Below are 18,459 nucleotides of genomic sequence, written 5' to 3' on the forward strand. Positions count from 1 at the left end.
CATCTCCGGCGTCCAGAGCCAGATGTCCGCCGGTCAGACCTGGCTGCCGGGCCTCGTCGGTCCGGCGACCGTGGACGGCCACCTCTACGGCGCGCCGTTGTTCGCCGGCAACCGCGCAGTGATCTACAACAAGAAAATCTGGGCCGATGCCGGCATCAGCGCCGCGCCGACGACGTTCGCCGGACTCACCGCCGACCTGGACAAGATCAAGGCGAAGAACACCGACCCCGAGTTCTCGGCGTTCTACTTCCCCGGCCAGTGGTGGTACGGCGCGCTGCAGTTCGTCTGGGACGCCGGCGGACAGATCGCGACCAAGAACGGCAGCACCTGGTCCGGAGGTCTGGAGTCGCCACAGGCCCAGGCCGGCCTGACGGCGTGGAAGAACTTCGTCACGACGTACTCGTCGCAGGCGTCGCTGAACACCGACAACACCAAGCCGGACATGAATGCGCTGTTCGCGCAGGGCAAAACCGCCACCCTGCTGAACACCAGCATCAACGGGATCCTGAAGGCGAACCCGGCCATGAAGGACCAGATCGGCACCTTCCCCTTCCCCAGCTCCACCGACGGCAAGACACAACCGGTGTTCATAGGCGGCTCCGACCTGGTGGTCCCGGCCAAGAGCGGGAACCAGAGCCTTGCGCTGGCCTACCTGAAGGCGGCGACGGATCCGGATGTGCAGACGAGCGCGATCGTCGGCATCGACCACTGGACACCGGTCAGCACCCAGTTGATCGACCAGACGGTCTCCTCGTTGCAGGACACGTCGCAGGCGTTCTTCGCCGCGGCGAAGAACAGCGTCGCGACCCCGGCGACCCCGGGGTGGGCGACGATCGAGAGCGACAAGTCGATCAAGGAGTTCTTCGCCGACATCGCGACCGGACGCAAGCCCGTCGCCGACGCGGCCAAGGGCTTCGACACGCACCTCGCGCAGGCGCTGAACGCGACGTCATGAGCCACACCACGCTCAAGCCGACCGCCGCCCCGACCGGGGCGGCGGCCTCCGGCCAGGGCTCTCGACGCGGCGCCAGCGTCGGCCGCGGCCGCGAGCCGAGGGCGATCCCGTACACGCTGCTGGCTCCGGCCGCTGTCGTGCTGGTGGTCGTCGTCGGCTATCCGCTGGTCCGCCTCGTCCTGATCTCCTTCCACGACTACGGCTTGCGATCCCTGTTCACCGGCGTGTCGCCCTGGGCCGGGTTCGCCAACTACACGGCGGTCTTCCACAGCGCCGACCTGGTCCCCATGCTCGTCCGCACCGCCTTGTTCTGTCTCGCGCTGGCCGGGGCGACTCTCGTGATCGGTATGTCGTGCGCGCTGATGATGAAGTCGCTGGGCAAGCGGATGCGTTCCCTGATGGTCTTCAGCCTCATCACCGCCTGGGCCATGCCGAACATCGCGGCGACCTTGTTGTGGACCTGGCTGTTCCAGCCGACGTACGGCGTCGTGAACTGGCTGCTCACCCAGACCCACCTGTTCGGCGACCTGCGCCAGCACGACTGGACTGCGAGTGCGGTGCCCGGGCTGTTCATGGTGTGGCTGCTGGTGGTCTGGCAGTCGGTGCCGTTCGTCGCGGTGACGCTGTATGCCGGAGTCTCACAGGTCCCGGCCGAGTATTACGAGGCGGCAGAGCTCGACGGCGCGGGGTACTTGCGGCGCTTCCGGGTCGTGACGGTGCCGTTCCTGCGTCCCGTGCTGCTGCTGGTCGCGATGATGTCGGTGATCTGGGACTTCAACGTCTTCAACCAGATCTGGCTGCTGACCGCCGGCGGGCCGCACGGCGGGACCAGCACGCTGGTCGTCTGGTCGTTCACCAAGGCGTTCGCGAGCCAGTCCTACGGTCAGGGCGCTGCGATCGCGGTCCTGTCCACTGCGTTGCTGACCGTGCTGATGTGGTACTACGTGCGCCGCATGGTGCGCGCCGGGGAGGGATTGTGAAAGCCGTTCGTGTCGGCCGCGTCGGCCTGAACGCCGGTGCCGCCGTTTTCTGTCTGGTCTGGTTGTTCCCTGTCTACTGGATGGTGAATTCGGCGTTCAAGCCGTCCGGAGACCTGACCACCGAGACACCGAAGTTCCTGCCTTTCCCCTTGACGCTGGCGAGTTTCGTCGATGCGGTCGAGCGGCCCGGTTTCGTCAGCGGTCTGTACAACAGCTTGATCGTGACCGGGGGCGTGGTGCTGCTGTCGATCGGGTTGGCGTTCCTGGCAGCGGTGGCCTTGGCGAGGTTCTCCTTCCCCGGACGCCGCGGGTTCCTGATCGGCATGCTCGTCGTGCAGATGATCCCGGGTCCGGCGATGCTGATCCCGATGTTCCTCAGCCTCAAGAGCCTGAACCTGCTCAATACCCTGATCGGGTTGACCGTGACGCAGGTGGCGGGCGTGCTGCCGCTGTCGATCTGGATCCTGCGCGGCTTCGTGCAGGGGATCCCGGTGGAGCTGGAGGAGGCGGCGATGGTCGACGGCGCGACGCGCGGCCAGGTGATGCGCAGGATCCTGCTGCCGCTGACCCTGCCGGGGTTGATCGCGACCAGCGTCTTCGCGTTCATCGCGGCGTGGAACGACTACATCTACGCGTACGTGACGATGAAGGACCAGTCGAAGTACACGCTCCCAGTGTGGCTGGCCTCGTTCTCGACGGCCCAAGGGAACGACTACGGCGGGCTGATCGCCGGCTCGGTGCTGTTCGCCGTGCCGGTGGTGGTGTTCTTCATGGTGATCCAGCGGCGGCTGGTCGAGGGCATGACGGCCGGGGCCGTCAAGGGGTGATCGTCCCCGCCTCGATCTTCAGGTTCGTCACCGCCTCGTAAGCGCGCCGTGGCCGGGACCTCCGGCGGCGCAGTGAAAAGGAAACAGCATGCTCCCGCTCGTCACATCGATCACCGAGAACTCGGGGTACTTCCTCCTCGGCACCCACACCGCGATCGGCGCGGACGATCCCGCGACGCAGCCGGCCGCGAGGCTGCTTGCGTCGTATCTGGAGATCGCGCTCGGCTCGGCACCGCCGATCCGAGATGCCGGAAGCATCGTCCTCGAACTCGGCACCACCGGATCCGAGAACCCCGAGGCCTACCGGCTGACCGTGGTCCCCGACCGCGTCACGCTTCGCGCGCCCCGGCCCGACGGTCTTCTGCGGGGGATCCAGTCGCTGCGCCACATGCTCCCGGCCGAGGCCCTGCGGCCCGCGAGCGGGTCGCGCGACTGGAAACTGAGCGCCGTCGATGTCACCGATGAGCCGGACCTGGCCTGGCGCGGAGTCATGCTCGACGTCGCCCGGCACTTCTTCGGCAAAGCCGAGATCCTCCGCCTGATCGACCTCATCGCGTTCCACCAGCTCAACGTCCTGCACCTGCACCTCACCGACGACCAGGGCTGGCGGGTCCCGATCGACCCCTACCCCCGACTGATCGAGGTCGGGTCGGTGCGGCGTGCAGCCCACGAGGGCGAACCCGGGATCCCACCAGGCCGCGCGTCCGGCCCCGCACACCGGGGCGCCTACAGCCACGCCGACCTCGCCGAGATCGTCGCCTTCGCCGCCGAGCGGGGCATCCTGGTGGTCCCCGAGATCGACATGCCCGGCCACGTCCAAGCCGCCGTCGCCGCCTACCCCGAACTCGGCATCGACCCCGCACCGGTGCCCGAAGTCTGGCCGCGCTGGGGGATCAACGACCTGCTACTCAACCCCACCGATACCGTCGCAGAGTTCTTCGAGAACGTGCTGGCCGAGCTCATGCGGATATTCCCCTCGCCATACATCCACATCGGCGGCGACGAGTGCCCCACCGATCGCTGGGCGCAGGATCCGCAGATCGTGGCACGCGCCGCCGCCCTCGGCCTCGCCGACGTCAGCCGGCTGCACGGCTGGTTCATGGGCCGGATGGCCCGGTTCGTCAAGGCACGCGGACGGATCCCGGTCGGCTGGGACGAGTTGGCCGGGGCCGACCCCGGGACGGTGGTGATGGCGTGGAACACCGGCGCGGGCATAGCAGTTCGTGCCGCAGAAGCCGGGCACCCGGTCGTCCTGGCACCCAGCGACCGGGTCTACTTCGACCTCTACCAATCCCCATCCGGCGAGCCCCGGGCGCAGAAGGGCGTCATCACCCTGGCCGACGCCTATTCCTTCGATCCGCGCGCCGGACGATGGGGCGCAGACTTACAGGGCAGCGTGCTCGGAGCCCAGTGCCAACTGTGGACCGAATACGTCTCCGACCGGGATCAGCTGGACTACATGCTCTTCCCGCGACTCTGCGCGTTCGCCGAACGGGCGTGGTCGGGTGGGGCTACGGATTTCAACGCGTTCCAGACGCGGCTTCTATCGCACCTGGAACGCCTGGAAGCCTTGGGCGTCGCGTTCCGACCCCTGGATGCCGCCGAATCGCGATAGGGCACGCACTGCCGAAGAGCCCCGCGTCTAAGAAGTGATGCTGTCGCGGCCCGGCATCAGACGCTGGCGAGCCACCGAAACTCGACGCGTCGGGCACGGTCGTGGTGCGTCTTACGACCGCCGAGCAGATGGTTCGGGCTCTTTATCGGCGGTGTGGACGGCGCGTAGCGCGTGTATCAAATGGGCCTGGTTCCAGACCCACATCCGATCCAGCAACTCGTGGCGACAAGTGCCTACTCAGCTCTCCATGATCGCGTTCATCCTCGGCATCCGAACCTCGGTGAGCACGACCTGGGTACCGGTGTCGGCCAGCACTTCGTCGAATGCAGCACAGGACCTTCCATCAGGGTCGCGGATCAGGTAACTGATCGAACTGCCGGCGCCCTCCAGGCCCATGGCCGCAGGCATGGAAGGCTGTGGGGTCTGCTCCTGGTGTATTTGCATAGTCCCGCCAGGTCGTGCCTACGCCCGGGTCTGGCGGCGTACGTAGCACCGGGGCGCCTTCCTCATTTTGGTCAGCTCAGACGTACAAGGCGCCAGTTCTGGACGTCGTTCTCGGGGTCGAGCCTCATGAGCGCGGTTTCGGGAGGGTAGCTGCGCGCCCTGCCGAGGTCGACGGCGAGCCCGTCCTTGTCCTCGGGCGCCAGCAGCCTGGCGGGGACGGCGATGACGACGTGGTATTCGTCGAAGCCGGGCCGGAGCTCCCATCGGGTTGGTTGGGCGCCGGAGACGAGTAGCGTCGCCACCCGCGGTCCGCCGGCGTAGGACAGGTACATCCGGAGGCCCTGGAGCGTCGACCAGACCGTGAGGGTGCCGTCATCTTCGTTCTTGATCTGCCACACAGGCGGCAGGGAGTAGCCGCTGGAGACGACCACCGGAGATTCGGGACTGGTGTCCCGGATCGCCAGGTATCCCATATGGTCGTCGAACCGGTAGACGCCGTCGGGCACTGGAGCCATAGGGGCACCTCATTCTGCGGCAGGGCGCCGTGGTCGCGGCGCGTTCGGCCGGTCGCCTACCCGAGCAGATCGAACCAAAGCAGAGCTTTGCTATAGGTTCACCCTTTCCGGTGGGTGTGCGCCCCAGCACGCGTGAAACCTGACGCCATCGCCGCCGAAGCGACTCACTGGCATCAACGGGTGGGAACTTCCTGGCCGGCGCCATCGAAGGGCTGGCATAGGTGCCGGTTTTGCGCCATGCAGGGCATATCTTGCCGCACAATATGCGGCGTGTCCGGGCGGTTGTTCTCAGGGCTCGATATCGCGGGCTGATGGACGCCAAGATCTCCTGATCCGGATTTCGGCCGCAAGGGTGGTGCAACTTCGCGCAACGTTCCTAGCCATGCTGCTGCCTCCGCACGATGCTTCCCTCGTGGGGCTGACGTTCGCGATATCGTCCAATCCACGTCCCCTCAGCGCTTGTGTGCCATCTAGTCGATCATCGTGGTGCGCGGGTGGGCCGTAGAGCTCAGTGGCGAAATCCGCCGGGCGCGTTCACCGGGCGAAGCCGCATCCAGGCTCCGAAATCGGGTCCATTTCGTCCATCTGGCCGGGCATTCATCGGTCAGTGTCGACCTGTGCTCGTGCAGGGAGCTGGACGCTGAGCCAGCGGTGCAGAATCCGGTCCGCGCTCGCCGTCGGCCGAGGCGTATCCGGAGTCAACGAAGTGCTCGCCCGGTACCAGGCAGCGCCCGGTGAGCGCGGCGTGAACCGCAGCAGCCACTACCAACTCTGGCACGGTGGCATCGGTGGTCGCAACGTTGGTGATGATGTTCGGCCGGTCCAGGTGCCGAACTCCCATCTCCGGATGCGGCACAGCGTCGTCGCAGGTCTCAGAGATGTGGACCTTGTAGCCGTTCCAGAACAGGTCATCGCCCTTGGCCGCCCAGCGCGTATCGGTGTCATACGGCGAGGCGACCCGTGATGGGGCAGGCGGGAGCCCGTCACCGTCGGCATCCCGCATCCTGATCACCTGCCTGCCCTGCTTGTCGACGCTGACTAGGAAGTTTTGCAGCAGCACCAGCCGCAGCGTCTGCACCGGCGCGAGCTGGCGCAGCCACACCGGTGCCGCCGGCGAGTACACGGCCTCCACCAGCGCCAACCCGTCGGTGCCGTAGTCGACCGCGAGCTGATCGCGTTTGCTCTGCGCGGTCGGCAGCCGCCAGGAATCGATCCGCCGCCCATAGCGGGCCGACCAACCCGGCACCGCGAACACCTGCTCAAACCAGCCCGGCACGGCGGCGACGATCGCCTCGACCGCAGCCCGCACCGACTCCCCAGCCAGCTCCAGCCGGTTCAAATCCCGCACCGCCGAGACCACATGCGTGGAATCCGTGCGCTGTCTCCCACCAGCCTTCACCAGCCCCTTGGCGGCCAGCGCAGCCAGCAGCACATCCAGCGCCAACTGTTCGGCACCCCCAGCCACAACCCGGGCACGGAACTCCGACAACACCGAGAAATCGAAACCCGGATCATCCAACGCCAGCCCGAGGGCGTATTTCCACGACAGGCTCTCACCGGCCATCGCAGCGGCCTGCCGATCAGTCAACCTCTCAGCCACCTGCAACACGCTCACCAGCATCAGCCGCCCCGGCGAAAACCCCGGCCGACCCCGTACACCGAACAGGTCCCCAAACTCCTCATCACCGAACACCTCACCCAGCATGTCCCGCACCTGCACCGCAAGCGGCAACTGCTTGCGCCGATAGATCGTCTTGATCGCCGCCGCAACCTGCGGATCCGGCTCCGGCCACGGCTCAGGCTGCATCGACACGGCACTCATCCTCACCAAAACCGGCAACCGGCGACAACCCACCGATCAGCTCATCCTAGAAGATCAGCACCCTGATGAATAAGCCAATAGGGTCGGGGCATAGCCCGTGCGGGTGACCGCAGGTGACTTCAGTCCCCGGCCGCTAGTCGGGTAGCCCGAGGGTGCGATCCCCTCGGGCTACCCGACTAACAGGGTTCCATCGACGACTGGGGCATCGGGATCTTCCTGTACAGCCGTGAAACCTACACCGACACGGAGCTGCCTAGATCATCCGAGCTCGTCGACGACACCTCGGAAGGTGGCGTCGTCCACCTTCATTCTCTACGCGGGCCTCAGCACGCTCCGCTGATCAATACGCCATGAAACTGCGAAACTCGAGAGGCAGCCGGGGGTGCCCTCGTCGGGCGGTTGGTCGGGGCTTGATCTGGAGCGGGCGGGTTTGCGGGTCAGCTGTCCGTGGTGAGTCGTTCCCATGCGGGATCGGGGCGGCGTCCCGCCATGAAGTGCAGGAATTCTGTCCTGAAGGCGGTTTTGGTGAGGTCTGCGCCGGGTGTGGTGGCCAGTTCGTGGGAGAAGCCGGTGTGCAGCAGCCTGTGGTACTCCTGGGCAGAGATGGTGCCGCTGTGATCGCTGTCGGTGGCGTCGAACAGGACGTTGGCGAGGTCGACGAGTGCCGGCGCGGGCAGCGTCGAGGCGCCGTCGACGTATTCCTGCAGGGAGATGCTGCCGTCGCCGTCGGTGTCAAGGGCCGTGCTTAGCTCCTGCCACCAGCTGTGGAACGCGGCGTACACCTCTGCTTCCCGGTCGGCCTCCAGGCCGAGGCGGGAGGCGATTTCGCGGGCTAGGGAGGCCAGGTCGGGCCAGGCGATGGTGCCGTCGCCGGTCTGGTCGAGTACGTGGGTGAAGAAGTGTGCCGCCGGCCACGCCGTCGGTTCCCGGCCGGGTTGGGAGGCGGTGGGGTTCGGGCGGACGGCTCGGATTACTGAGGTGATGGCGCTGGCGCCGCGTAGCAGGGCGCCGAATACCGCGGAGGTGGGCTGATGATCCTCGTCGGTGTCCAGCAGATCTGCCAGGGCCCACGGATTGGTCACGCCCGGCAGGCACAGGGCCGCCAGGCCGGTGCTTCGGTACGCGCCGGCCATGAGCGCCTCCGACAGGACGGGGGTGTTGATCTGGACGCGGTCGCGGAAGGTCGGGGGCAGGGAGGCGATGGTAACGCGGGCGGCCACCGGTCCGGCGATCGAGCGGAGCGCGGCCCACGCGGTCCGCTGGTCGCGCAGCAGCGGAGGCGGGGGCATCGTGTCGAGCAGGCGGTGCAGGACGGAGTCGACGGCGGCGGAGTGTTCGAGGCGTTCAGAGAGCATCTGCTCGTAGTAGGGCCAGAAGTGCGCGAGCCGTTCGGGCAGCGCCGCCGGGTCGTCGCCGAAGTCGGCGAGCATCTGCCGGAACTCCGCGTAGAGCTGTTCCTGGGTTGCCCAGCCCAGGGGGCGTGCGCTGCGGCGGCGCATGGCCACCGTGGATTCGAAGAGGGTTGCCAGGACCCACGCGCGTGCCTCCGGGTCCATGCCGCTGAACGCGGCGCCGTCTGGGCCGACGCCTGTGAGGCGGGCGTGCAGCCGGTTGAGCCGGGCGATTTCGCGCTCGCGTACCTCGGGGCGCTCGTCGAATTGGCGCTGCATGCTGACCATGGTGTTGTGCAGCCGCCGCCACGGGTGCGTCAGGAAACTGGAGTCTTCCATCAGGGCGGCGGCGATCTGCGGGTGGGCCGTTTGCAGCACGACCGCGCGGACCATGGCCAGTCCCCAGCCGAGCTCGCCGGCCAGTTCACGCAGCAGGGGGTAGGGGGTGGTGGACTGCGTCGTGTCAGGCAAGGTTCACTCCCGTCGGGACGTGCGCGGCAGTTCGAGGGCGGGCGCCGAATCGGCGCTGACGGCGGCTGAAGGCGTCGAGGCACTGCAGAAAGGGCTCAGTGCCGAAGTCGGGCCACAGCTCCGGCGGGAAGATCCACTCGGCATAGGCGACCTGCCAGAGCATGAAGTTCGAGATCCGCTGCTCGCCCGAGGTGCGGATGACCAGGTCGACATCCGGCGTGTCGGGAAGCGGCAGATGCGCCGCGAACAGTTCCTCGGTCACCGACTCCGCCGGGATACCGGCGCGGATCAGCGATTGAGCGGCTTGGACCAGATCGCCTCGTCCGCCGTGTCCGAACGCCGCGGTGAGCGTCATTCCGCGGTTCTCCCGTGTCAGATTCTCCAGAGCCGCGATGTCGCGGCGTAGTCCAGCGGGAATTCGGGGGTCGGAGGCGCCCAGGAAGCGGCAGCGGATGCCTTTGGCGTGCAATGCCAGGGCGTGCCGGCGGACGGTGGACTGCACCAGTCGCATCAGGAACGCCACCTCGTCCCCCGGGCGGTGCCAGTTCTCACTGGAGAACGCGAACAGCGTCAGCCAGCGCACCCCGACGCTTCGGGCCGCGTCGATGACATCCAGCGCCGCGGCCTGGCCGGCGCGGTGGCCGGCGTTCTCCGGCAGGGATCGCCGCGCAGCCCATCTCCTGTTGCCGTCCATGATGCAAGCCACATGGGCGAGAGGAGGGATCGGCACATCAGTGTTCGTACCCGCCGGGCGCACCCGTCAGGTCGCAGAGGACTGATTTGACCCGAAGGAGTGAAGCTCCCGGCAGAGCTGGACACGATCCCCTCGCCCTGCCACCATCTGCCGTCGCCGGCGGCACATCGTGTCACCAGCAGGCGAGCAGGTGGCCGGGGAACTCTTACGCCGACAGCCTGCCGAGGCATGTCTCAACCGTGTAAGTGCAGGTCGGCGAAGCGTGGATCGCCGAGAATGTGTCGCAGTTCCTTGCGGGGGATCCGCAGCATGGACGCCGCGTTGACGACGTCGCCGACTCCGACCATCTCGAACGCCGCGCGGACCTCGGCCTCCCAGGCTCGCGGGTCGACTTGTCTGAGCGCGGCGAGTTCCTCCACCCGGGCCTCCTCGACGGCGATCGCTTGATCCGTCACCTGGTCATACACTCCCGGGCGGCTTCGATCGGTCTTAGCCCGCCACCAGTAGTCCCGGTCATCCTCCGGCTGCACGTCTTCGTATACCGCGACCAGGCCCAGCAACTGAATCGGGTCGTCGGCCATGAAGGTGAATCCGCCCTTCGTCGCCGACCAGGTGCTCAGACCCTCGTCTCCGTCCTCGTCGTCGGGATAGGACATCTCAAGGCGATAGCCCAGACGGTTCATGAGCTGGAGGCAGGTCTCCCACACGTTGAGGTGACTGACAAGCGAGACCATGCGGCAAGCCTAGACGCAGTTACGAACGGCCACCCTGGCGGCAAGCGTTCACTCATGCACTACGCCCGCTGAGCCCCGCCCTCGCCCGGCCCTTCGTTCGCCTGGGGCCAACGGATAGTCCGGATCGGCGGTGATCTTCACGTGGCGGGGGGCGTCGCGGGGGAAGGTCCAGATCGGGCCAAAGGTGCTGGTGGCGGTCACGCCGGGCTCTCGATAGGCTGATCGATAAGCACATGGCACTCCCGGGTCCGTTCATTGGGAACGCGATGTGGTGCTTAGTGCGCGGTTCGTGGTTTCTTCCATGGAATGCGCGAATCTTGAAGATCCTCTAAGGCTGATGAAGTTCTTCCAGAAATGTGGACTTGCAGCCCGGCGGTTCGAGTCGCAGCGGTCAAGATAAAAGCCCCCGGGGACGCGAATATTTTGTGTCCCATCAGTGGCGTCCGCCATTCTCCGAAGTTGACCTGATCGACCGTGGAAGGAATCTCCGAAAGGTATTGCTGTTCGACGTTTCTCGCGTAGAGATGATGTTCTGAGATGAAAATTGGCTCGAGGATCGAGGCATGCTAATGAATTCGGATGCTCCTTCGGAAGCCTGGCTCCACGATTCCTCGCTTAAGCCGCGTTCGTGAACTGTCAGTGGGTCATCCACATGGAAAGACCAGACGTGGTCGCCGGAGGAGTCCTCTATGAAGGTCGCGTAGTCATTTTCAGCTTTGATTGATTCCAGGTCTCGCCTTTTCTGTATCCCGACGTTTGGGCGTGGCCATCGTGATGTAAGAATATGCCATTCCCTAATTGGTTCTGGAATCCATGCGTGTTCCACGCTTCTAATCCGATGGTCGAGGTTCGAATCCTGCCGGGGGCACTGAAATCGAACCGCAGGAAGCCGGGCTGACCTGGAGTTTTACGTTTCTTCGACTCGAGTCGACCCGTAAAGTCGTCGAAACGGCCCCGTGTGATGACGGTGTGATGATGGCCGTAGCGACTCCGTATGGTGACGGCCTGCTTTTCGCCGTGCTGCTGTACCGCTGGCCCTCCGGGCGCACAGGGTTTCGTCACCCGTTCGGGTCCCCAAACGCAGGCAATCTGACTTTTCCCAGCCCGAAGTCCGTGCCGAGTGCCCGGGGCCCCTTGTTCAGAGTGTGGACCACTGGGAAGACCGGTCGCCCGCGCGAATCGCTGAGACCCGCTGCCGCAGGAACGTGAAGTACTGCTGGTCTGAGCGGGCACGGCGGAGCGGCCCGGTGAGCTGCATCATGTCCCGCATGTGCATGAGCGCTTCGTAGCCGGGAGAGCCGGTCAGGTCGTAGCCGTATTCGTGGGCGAACGCGCTCGACCAGGCGTCGTCGCGTCCGTATCGTCGTGCGGCGTGCCAGGTTGGTACGAGATCAATTTCTCGGGGGCCGCTGCTGACCCAGTCCCAGTCACCGAGTAGCAGACCGCCGGTGCGGCTGTCCGCGAGTAGATTCCCGGCCCACGCGTCACCGTGAACAAGGCCCGGAGGAAGGTGCCACTCGACGTCGGCGAGCCGTTCGCGCACCTCGATGATCTCCTGCTTGAGTCAGACGACCTCATCGCCGGTCAGCACCGTCTCGGGGATGTACTTGATGAGTGCTCCTTCCAACGAGGTCAGAGGGACCCAGGGCGGAAGGGGAACCGGGACGGCGTCGCCGTCGATCTTGTGCAGTCGGCGTAGTAGCGAGGCGAGATCGATGGAGGAGTACGTCAGCTTGGCGGGCTGGGCTGCCGTACCTGATGTCCGCGCACGTCAGCCCGCGTGTTACGGCCGGGGGGAACCTGGCGGGAGCGCCAGCCCGGTGTCTCACACCCGTGAGAACGGCGCCGGGCCGGTGGCTGGGAGCCTGGTGTTGGTCAGTTCAGCACTCCGCCGCCGTCGACCAGTGACACGGTGCCGGTCACGTAGTCCTGATCCATCAGGTGAATGAAGGACTTCGCGACATCCTCGGCCTCCGGGACTCGGCCGACCAGCGTGTTGTTTCCCGCTGAGGCGAACAACGAGGTCCGTTCTTCCTCGGTCATTCCCGACCACAGGGGCGTTCGCACGATGCCTAACGCGACGACGTTGACCCTGCGCGGGGCGAGTTCGTTGGCCAGGGACCGTGCTGCGGAGATCACCGCGCCGCTCATCGCGGCTCCCAGCAGTGTGCCCGGTCCGCCGCGGTAGGCGACGGATCCGGCGGTCAGCGTGATCGAACCGGCGGGTCGCAGCGAGGAAAGCGACGCGCGGACCGTGTCGAGCGCGCGGAAGAGCCGGATGTCGAAGAACCGCTGTGCCTCTTCCGGGCGGTAGTCCGCGATCAGGCCACCGGCGATCGCATCGCCCGCGGTGTAGACGAGGTGGTCGAATTCGCCGACGCTGTCGAAGAACGACTGGACCGACTCGCCGGACGTGACGTCCACCGGGCGGCCGGTGGCGCCGGGAAGCTGGGCAAGCGCGCGGTCGACGGTCTCCGCCGAGCGCGACCCGACGACGACTTGCGCGCCGGCCTTTCGAGCGGCGTGTGCCACGGCCAGGCCCACGCCGCTGGTGCCACCGATGACGACGACACGACTGGTTGGTTCAAGCGACACGGGAGTTTCCCTTCGATGAGTCGATGTGCGGCCATGACTTGCCTTCGTCTCGAGCACCGGGCCGGTGCGGCCAGTCCTGGCCCGGTCGTGCTCGAGCCGCTCAGCCGAGTTGGAGAGCTTCGAGGTGGTTCGCTAGAAAGGTGTGGAACGACTGGAGTTCCGGGTTGAGTTCGCGCACGGCGGCCAGGTCGCGGTCACCGGTGAACTGCTTCTCGTTCGCCGAGTAGAACTGGAACATGTTGGCCCCCTCGACTGTGCCGGCGCGCATCGCCTCGAATGGGATCGCCTGGTAGGTCACCGGTTCCCCGATCACCTCGCTGAACACCGTCGCGTACTGGGCGCCGGTCAGGTGCTCTCCGGCGATGCTGATCGTCCGGCCGACGAGGTCACTGCGGCGGAACACGCCCAGTGCCGCGCGGCCGACGTCCTCGGAGGCGATGCCGGACAGCTTGGTGTCGGCCGCGGGCAACGCGAGCACCAATCGGCCCTGCTCGTCGCGGCGAGGCGCCAGAGTGGACAGCAGGCCGTCGAAGAAGAAGGTGGTGTGCAGAAACGTGGTCGGCACCCCGAGCTCGCGGAACATCTCGTCGGCCTCGGCCTTCGCGTCGAAGTGGGGGACGGTGTATCGGCCGTCGTCCACAGTGGGGACGAGGGCGCCGGACAGGCCGAAGAACGGCCGGGTGTCCTCCAACGTGGACCAGACGACGTGGCGCAGGCGGGCTTCTCCGGCGGCGCGGGCGGCGTTGCCGGCCTGGTCGAGTTCCATCTGCGCGGCGGTGCGCTGCGCGACCTGATCCGGCGTGCGCGGCGCCCAGTAGTTGGTCACAATGAACGCGCCGTACGCGCCGTCGAAGGCCCGGCGCAGGCTGTCCTGGTCGTCCAGGTCCGCCGTGACCACCTCGGCCCCGAGCGCGGCCAATTCCTTGGCCTTGGCCGAGTCGGCGTCCCTGGTGATCGCGCGGGCTAGGAACTCCCCGTTCGGGTCAGCCAAGATCGCCCGCACCACACTGCCACCCTGTGTACCGGTCGCACCCACCACGGCGATGATCTTCTGTGCGCTCACGGAAATGCCCTTCTCGGGTGTTCTCGACGATCGAGGTCCGGACTCGCAAGCCCGGTCCGTTCGGTCCCGGTGAACCCGACGCTACCATAAACGGACTTTACCCCGATTAAATTTCGGATGTGGCCCAGGCCGCTTAAATTAAGCCGTCCGCAATCGGACTCAGCGTGTGGAGCCGCCGTCGACCACACGGCTCCGGCGACGCCCCGGTGTTGTTCTTTCACGCTCGCGAGTCCTGCCGCTTGCGCACGAATTCCAGGCCCTTTTGGACGACGCCGAGCAGGCCTTCCAGCAGGCGGCCATCAGTGGGCCGCCGCCGCTGGGCCCCGGCGCCGACCCCGAGCAACGGCTCATCGCCTACGGCCGCGACCGCATCGTCTTCCTGCTCGACCACTTCGCCATCGCCCGCGCTTCCCTCGGCCGCAACCAGCCAGTCCTCGCCCAGAACGCGCGACGGCCATGTCAGCAGGGGTCGGGTGCCTCTTGAACGCGACCCGGCCGAACTGGAAGCGTTGATCAAGCCCGTCGGCTTCTACAGCAACGAGGCCAAGTCCCTGCTCGGGATGTCGAAGTCCCTCGTCGAGAACTTCAACGGCCAGGTCTCCCGAAAACCCTTGGGGTACTACAGGGATCACAGCGGACTTATATACGTCTCACGTGTATGTACATTGTCTTAGTAACTCGCTACTTGCCATTGTCCTGACTAATCTCACACAACGCACCGTCCTAGCTGGCGCAACGTGGGGCCCGCCATACCCTGGCGGGCCCCACGGTTCCTTCAGGAGAGGGCTTGCGTGGGCGGTAGTTTCGCGGCACGTATCGCTGGATATGCCCCGGCGATGGCCCCGACCAGCGCGGACACCGCGACCCCGCCTGACAGTGCCAGCGCCGGCAGTACCGCGGGCCAGCCCTGAGACAGTGCGTAGCCGGCGGTCGCCAGTATCCCGATCAGGACGCCGGCCAGTCCGCCGAGGCCGGACAGGAGGACCGACTCGGCCAGGAACTGGCCTCGGATCTGTCGTTTCGTGGCCCCGAGCGCCCTGCGCAGGCCGATCTCGCGGCGGCGCTCCAGCACCGAGATGACCATGGTGTTGGCCACGCCGACGCCGCCGACCAGCAGCGCGATTCCGCCCAGGCCGAGGAACAGCGCGCTGTACGTGCTCTGTGTCAGTGCCTGCGCCTGCAACAGGTCCGACGGACGCGTCACGGCGACCCCGAAGGGGGACTGCGGGTTGATCGTCGCGCCCAGCACCGCCCGCACGTCGGGGACGGCGGACTCGGCCGCCTTCACGTAGACGGTGGTGGGATGCCCGTCGAAGCCGAGCAGCTGCTGGGCGACGGCGCGGCCGACCAGCGCCGAGCGTTCGATCTCAGGTGCCAGCGGCATGGAGTCCAGGACGCCGGCCACGGTGAACCAGTGGCCGCCGAGGTAGACCTGGGTGGGATGGGCCGCGTCGACGTGGTCGATGCCCAGCCGGCTGGCGGTGACCGCCCCGAGCACCACCACCGGGAAGTTCTCGTTGCCGGCGTTGAGGAACGAGCCGCTGTGCACTTTGCCGCCGACGACGTCGAGCAGGTCGGAGTCGGCGGCCAGCACCGAGACCCCGGACGTCTCCTCCAGGGAGATCCTGTCCGAGCGGCGGATCGTCGTGTTCGGGACCTTCCCGGTCGCGGTGGCGCCGGTGACCGGGGCGATCCGTCGGGCCATCGCGGCGGCGCCGACGGGCAGGCGCGTGTCGCCGCCGGTCATCGAATGTCCAGGGGTGGCGGTGAGGAGGTTGGTGCCCAGCGCGGCGAGTTTGTCGTGCAGCGCCTGTGCGCTGGAGGCGGGCACCGCCAGCACGGCGACCATCGCGGCGACGCCGATCGCGATGCCCAGGGCCGACAGCACCGCGCGCAGCGGCCTGGTGCGCATGCCGTGCGCGCCGAGTGTGAGCACATCGGTCGGAGGCAGCCGGGAGGAGTCCGGCACAGCGGGCGCGGTCATCGCGGCGCCGCCGTTCCGGTGTCCAGCTGGATCCGTCCGTCCAGGACCTCGATGCGGCGTGGCATGGCGGCGGCGATGTCCCGGTCGTGGGTGATGACCACGATCGAGGTGCCGTCCGCGCGCAGGTCGTCCAGCAGCTCCAGGACGGCTGCTCCGGTGGCGGTGTCCAGGTTGCCGGTCGGTTCGTCGGCCAGCAGGATCGCCGGCTCGTTCACGACGGCACGGGCGATCGCCACCCGTTGCCGTTCGCCGCCGGACAGTTCGTCGGGGTAGTGCTCGGCGCGATGGCCGAGCCGGACCCGGTCCAGCGCGGCGAGGGCTTTGGCCCGGCGCTGCCGCCGGGGCACGCCGGCATACAGCAGTCCGGTGCAGACGTTGTCGACCGCGCTGACCTTTTCGGACAGGAAGAACTGCTGGAACACGAAGCCGATCCAGGCCGAGCGCAGTGCGGACAGCTGGCGGTCCGGCAGCGTCGCCACGTCGTGGCCGCGGATCTCGATCCGGCCGGACGTCGGCCGGTCCAGGGTGCCCATCAACTGCAGCAGCGTGGACTTGCCCGAGCCCGACGGGCCGACGATGGCCACCATCTCGCCTTCCTGCACGGACAGCGACACCTTGCGCAACGCCTGCACGCCGCCGGGATAGGTGCGCGAGACCGCGTCCGCGCGCAGCACCGGGGTCACGATGTCGTCACCACCTTCGTGCCGGCGGTCAGCCCGGGACCGGATATCTCGACCTGGCCGCCGGAGAACAGCCCGGTCTTCACCGGGACCAGGTGGCGGGCACCGCCGTCGTCGACTTCGACGGCGTAGCCGCCCTCGGCCAGTGCGAGCAGCGCGCCGACCGGCACTGCCAGCACGTCCTTGTGCACGTCCTTGACGAAGTGCACGGTCGCCGGCACGGAGTCCAGGCCGCCGCCGAGGTTCGGGTCGTCCAGCTTGATCGTGACGGTGATCACCGCCTTGCCGTTGGCCTGGCCGGTGGCGTCCTTGTCCGGTACCGCGGTGCGTCCCACGTCGAGGACCTTGCCCGTGCCGGTCGCGCCGTTGACGTCGACCGTGACCGCGTCGCCGGCTTTGGCCAGGTTCTGCTCGGCCACGTCGAGCTTCACCTCCACGATCTTGGCGGTGCCGGTCGACTTCAGCACGGGTCCGGCGGCCGGGCCGCCGAGCGCGCCGGTCACCGTGGACGCGCGGATCGGGCCGGCGGCGAGCACCACGTCGCCGGCGCTGAACGTGCCGGTCTGCGCGAGTCCTTCGGCTTTCTGCCACTGCTTCAGCGCGGTCGCGGTCTCGGCGGTGAACTTGCCGTCCGGCGTGCCGAATCCGGTGTAGCCCAGGTCCTTGAGGTTCTGCTCCAGTTCCTGGACGTCCAGGCCGTCGGGGATGCCTGCGGACAGGTCCCGGTAGAACGGCAGCTTGCCGTAGAACAGCGGGACCGGGGTCGCGTCCACGCCGTACACCTGCTTGCCCTGGGTGATCGTCGTGCCCGGCGCCGGCAGCGCCGTGATCGTGCCGGGTCGTCGCCCGGTCACGTCCGTCTCCGCGCCGTAGGCCAGCGTGCCGTCGGTGTCCTGCTGCTCGCGCAGGTCGGTCTTGGTGACACTCGCGGTGGCGACCGGTGCGGGCCCGGCAGGCGGCGCCTGCGCCTCCGACACCTGCGTCAACGCGACCACCGAGCCTGTGCCCAAGACCACCGTCAGCCCTGCCCCGCTGACCAGCCACCGGGTCCGGTGCCCGCGCGTGCGCGGCGTACTCTGCTCGGACATCGTCTGCTCGGACATCGTTACCGTCCCACCGACGCGCAGGCCTTCAGGGCGGTCTGGACCTTCGGGTCACCGCCGTCCGGGAGTGCCATGCCTGCGTCCGGCTGCGGGTCGGGGATGTCGATGCCGTTGTCGCGCATGCACTTCGCCCACTTGCGGTCCTTGTCCAGCTGTGCCGGGTCCTCCGGTTGGGGCTGGCCGCCGTTGGGCAGTTTCGACATGCACTTGTCGTTCGCGGGCCCGAACTTCGGGTCGTCCGGCTTGATCCCGGGCATTCCTGCGCCCTCCGGGTCGGGCATGTCGTAGCCGTTGTCGCGCATGCACTTCGCATACGCCCGCAGCTGGTCCAGTTCCTTGGCCTGGTCGGCGTTGCCGCCGCCGGGCGCCGGCGGGGCGCTGCTGGTCGGGCTCGGGGACGACAGCGAGGCCACCTTGTTCGCGCTGCTGCCGCCGCAGCCGGCCAGCACTACCGCGACGGCCGCGACGGCGACAGTCTGGATCATGATTGATTTCCGCATGACACTTCCTCGGATTCGGGATTCGAGGAGTCCAGTAGTACCGATCGAGCGATCCGGACCGGTTAAGCAAAGCCGTTTATCTCGCG

At 67.3% G+C, this 18,459-nt stretch carries 17 protein-coding genes and 1 pseudogene; 5 read left to right on the forward strand and 13 right to left on the reverse strand.

Annotation, left to right across the window (positions count from 1 at the left end; translation table 11 throughout):
• The 4 genes from GWK61_RS13815 to GWK61_RS13830 all read left to right on the forward strand — a co-directional run.
• Positions 1-955: extracellular solute-binding protein (locus tag GWK61_RS13815; RefSeq protein WP_194908753.1), on the forward strand; the 955-nt coding region annotated here is incomplete at its 5' end.
• Positions 952-1,935 (forward strand): carbohydrate ABC transporter permease, encoded by a 984-nt coding sequence (locus tag GWK61_RS13820; protein ID WP_194908754.1) that lies wholly within the window; start codon positions 952-954, stop codon positions 1,933-1,935. The genes GWK61_RS13815 and GWK61_RS13820, both read left to right, overlap by 4 nt.
• Positions 1,932-2,762 carry a carbohydrate ABC transporter permease gene (locus GWK61_RS13825; protein WP_323747433.1) on the forward strand — a complete coding sequence of 277 codons (831 nt, stop codon included), beginning with the start codon at positions 1,932-1,934 and terminating at the stop codon, positions 2,760-2,762. Before GWK61_RS13820 ends, GWK61_RS13825 begins: the two co-directional genes overlap by 4 nt.
• 88 nt (positions 2,763-2,850) lie before the next feature.
• Positions 2,851-4,377 (forward strand): beta-N-acetylhexosaminidase, encoded by a 1,527-nt coding sequence (locus GWK61_RS13830; RefSeq protein ID WP_194908755.1) that lies wholly within the window; start codon positions 2,851-2,853, stop codon positions 4,375-4,377.
• Between the two features lie 237 nt (positions 4,378-4,614).
• Here the strand turns inward: GWK61_RS13830 and GWK61_RS13835 are convergent, their stop codons facing one another.
• The 9 genes from GWK61_RS13835 to GWK61_RS13875 all read right to left on the reverse strand — a co-directional run bounded on the left by GWK61_RS13835 (position 4,615) and on the right by GWK61_RS13875 (position 14,106).
• Positions 4,615-4,773 carry a hypothetical protein gene (locus tag GWK61_RS13835; RefSeq protein WP_194908756.1) on the reverse strand — a complete coding sequence of 53 codons (159 nt, stop codon included), beginning with the start codon at positions 4,771-4,773 and terminating at the stop codon, positions 4,615-4,617.
• A 119-nt stretch (positions 4,774-4,892) separates the two neighbouring features.
• A complete protein-coding gene (locus tag GWK61_RS13840; RefSeq protein ID WP_194908757.1) occupies positions 4,893-5,336 on the reverse strand; it encodes a ricin-type beta-trefoil lectin domain protein in 444 nt (147 codons plus the stop codon).
• Between the two features lie 604 nt (positions 5,337-5,940).
• Positions 5,941-7,143 (reverse strand): transposase, encoded by a 1,203-nt coding sequence (locus GWK61_RS13845; RefSeq protein WP_228562291.1) that lies wholly within the window; start codon positions 7,141-7,143, stop codon positions 5,941-5,943.
• Between the two features lie 452 nt (positions 7,144-7,595).
• A complete protein-coding gene (locus GWK61_RS13850; RefSeq protein WP_194908759.1) occupies positions 7,596-9,020 on the reverse strand; it encodes an oxygenase MpaB family protein in 1,425 nt (474 codons plus the stop codon).
• Positions 9,013-9,726: a polyprenyl diphosphate synthase gene (gene uppS, locus GWK61_RS13855; RefSeq protein ID WP_438939766.1), complete on the reverse strand. Its 714-nt coding sequence runs from the start codon at positions 9,724-9,726 to the stop codon at positions 9,013-9,015. Before uppS ends, GWK61_RS13850 begins: the two co-directional genes overlap by 8 nt.
• Before the next feature lie 221 nt (positions 9,727-9,947).
• Entirely contained in the window at positions 9,948-10,448 is a 501-nt protein-coding gene (locus GWK61_RS13860) for a hypothetical protein (RefSeq protein ID WP_194908761.1), read from the reverse strand.
• A 1,138-nt stretch (positions 10,449-11,586) separates the two neighbouring features.
• Complete coding sequence (locus GWK61_RS13865; protein WP_194908762.1) at positions 11,587-11,991, reverse strand: phosphotransferase family protein; 405 nt, start codon at positions 11,989-11,991, stop codon at positions 11,587-11,589.
• Between the two features lie 332 nt (positions 11,992-12,323).
• Complete coding sequence (locus GWK61_RS13870) at positions 12,324-13,100, reverse strand: SDR family oxidoreductase (RefSeq protein WP_323747556.1); 777 nt, start codon at positions 13,098-13,100, stop codon at positions 12,324-12,326.
• Between the two features lie 43 nt (positions 13,101-13,143).
• Positions 13,144-14,106 (reverse strand): NmrA/HSCARG family protein, encoded by a 963-nt coding sequence (locus GWK61_RS13875; RefSeq protein ID WP_194908763.1) that lies wholly within the window; start codon positions 14,104-14,106, stop codon positions 13,144-13,146.
• Between the two features lie 250 nt (positions 14,107-14,356).
• Between GWK61_RS13875 and GWK61_RS60715 the strand changes: the two are divergent.
• Positions 14,357-14,545: pseudogene (locus GWK61_RS60715) on the forward strand (TetR/AcrR family transcriptional regulator); the annotation flags it as partial.
• 336 nt (positions 14,546-14,881) lie between these two features.
• Here the strand turns inward: GWK61_RS60715 and GWK61_RS13885 are convergent.
• From GWK61_RS13885 to GWK61_RS13900, 4 genes are read right to left on the reverse strand one after another with little or no spacing between them, the layout of a single operon-like run.
• Positions 14,882-16,090 (reverse strand): ABC transporter permease, encoded by a 1,209-nt coding sequence (locus GWK61_RS13885; RefSeq protein WP_194908765.1) that lies wholly within the window; start codon positions 16,088-16,090, stop codon positions 14,882-14,884.
• Entirely contained in the window at positions 16,087-16,773 is a 687-nt protein-coding gene (locus GWK61_RS13890) for an ABC transporter ATP-binding protein (RefSeq protein ID WP_194908766.1), read from the reverse strand. Before GWK61_RS13890 ends, GWK61_RS13885 begins: the two co-directional genes overlap by 4 nt.
• Entirely contained in the window at positions 16,770-17,858 is a 1,089-nt protein-coding gene (locus tag GWK61_RS13895) for a peptidoglycan-binding protein (protein WP_194908802.1), read from the reverse strand. The genes GWK61_RS13890 and GWK61_RS13895 overlap by 4 nt, the downstream gene beginning before the upstream one ends.
• Positions 17,859-17,875: 17 nt before the next feature.
• Positions 17,876-18,373 (reverse strand): hypothetical protein, encoded by a 498-nt coding sequence (locus tag GWK61_RS13900; RefSeq protein WP_194908767.1) that lies wholly within the window; start codon positions 18,371-18,373, stop codon positions 17,876-17,878.
• Positions 18,374-18,459 lie beyond the last annotated feature (86 nt).

The organism is Catenulispora rubra (genome assembly GCF_015356825.1).
GTDB lineage: Bacteria > Actinomycetota > Actinomycetes > Streptomycetales > Catenulisporaceae > Catenulispora > Catenulispora rubra.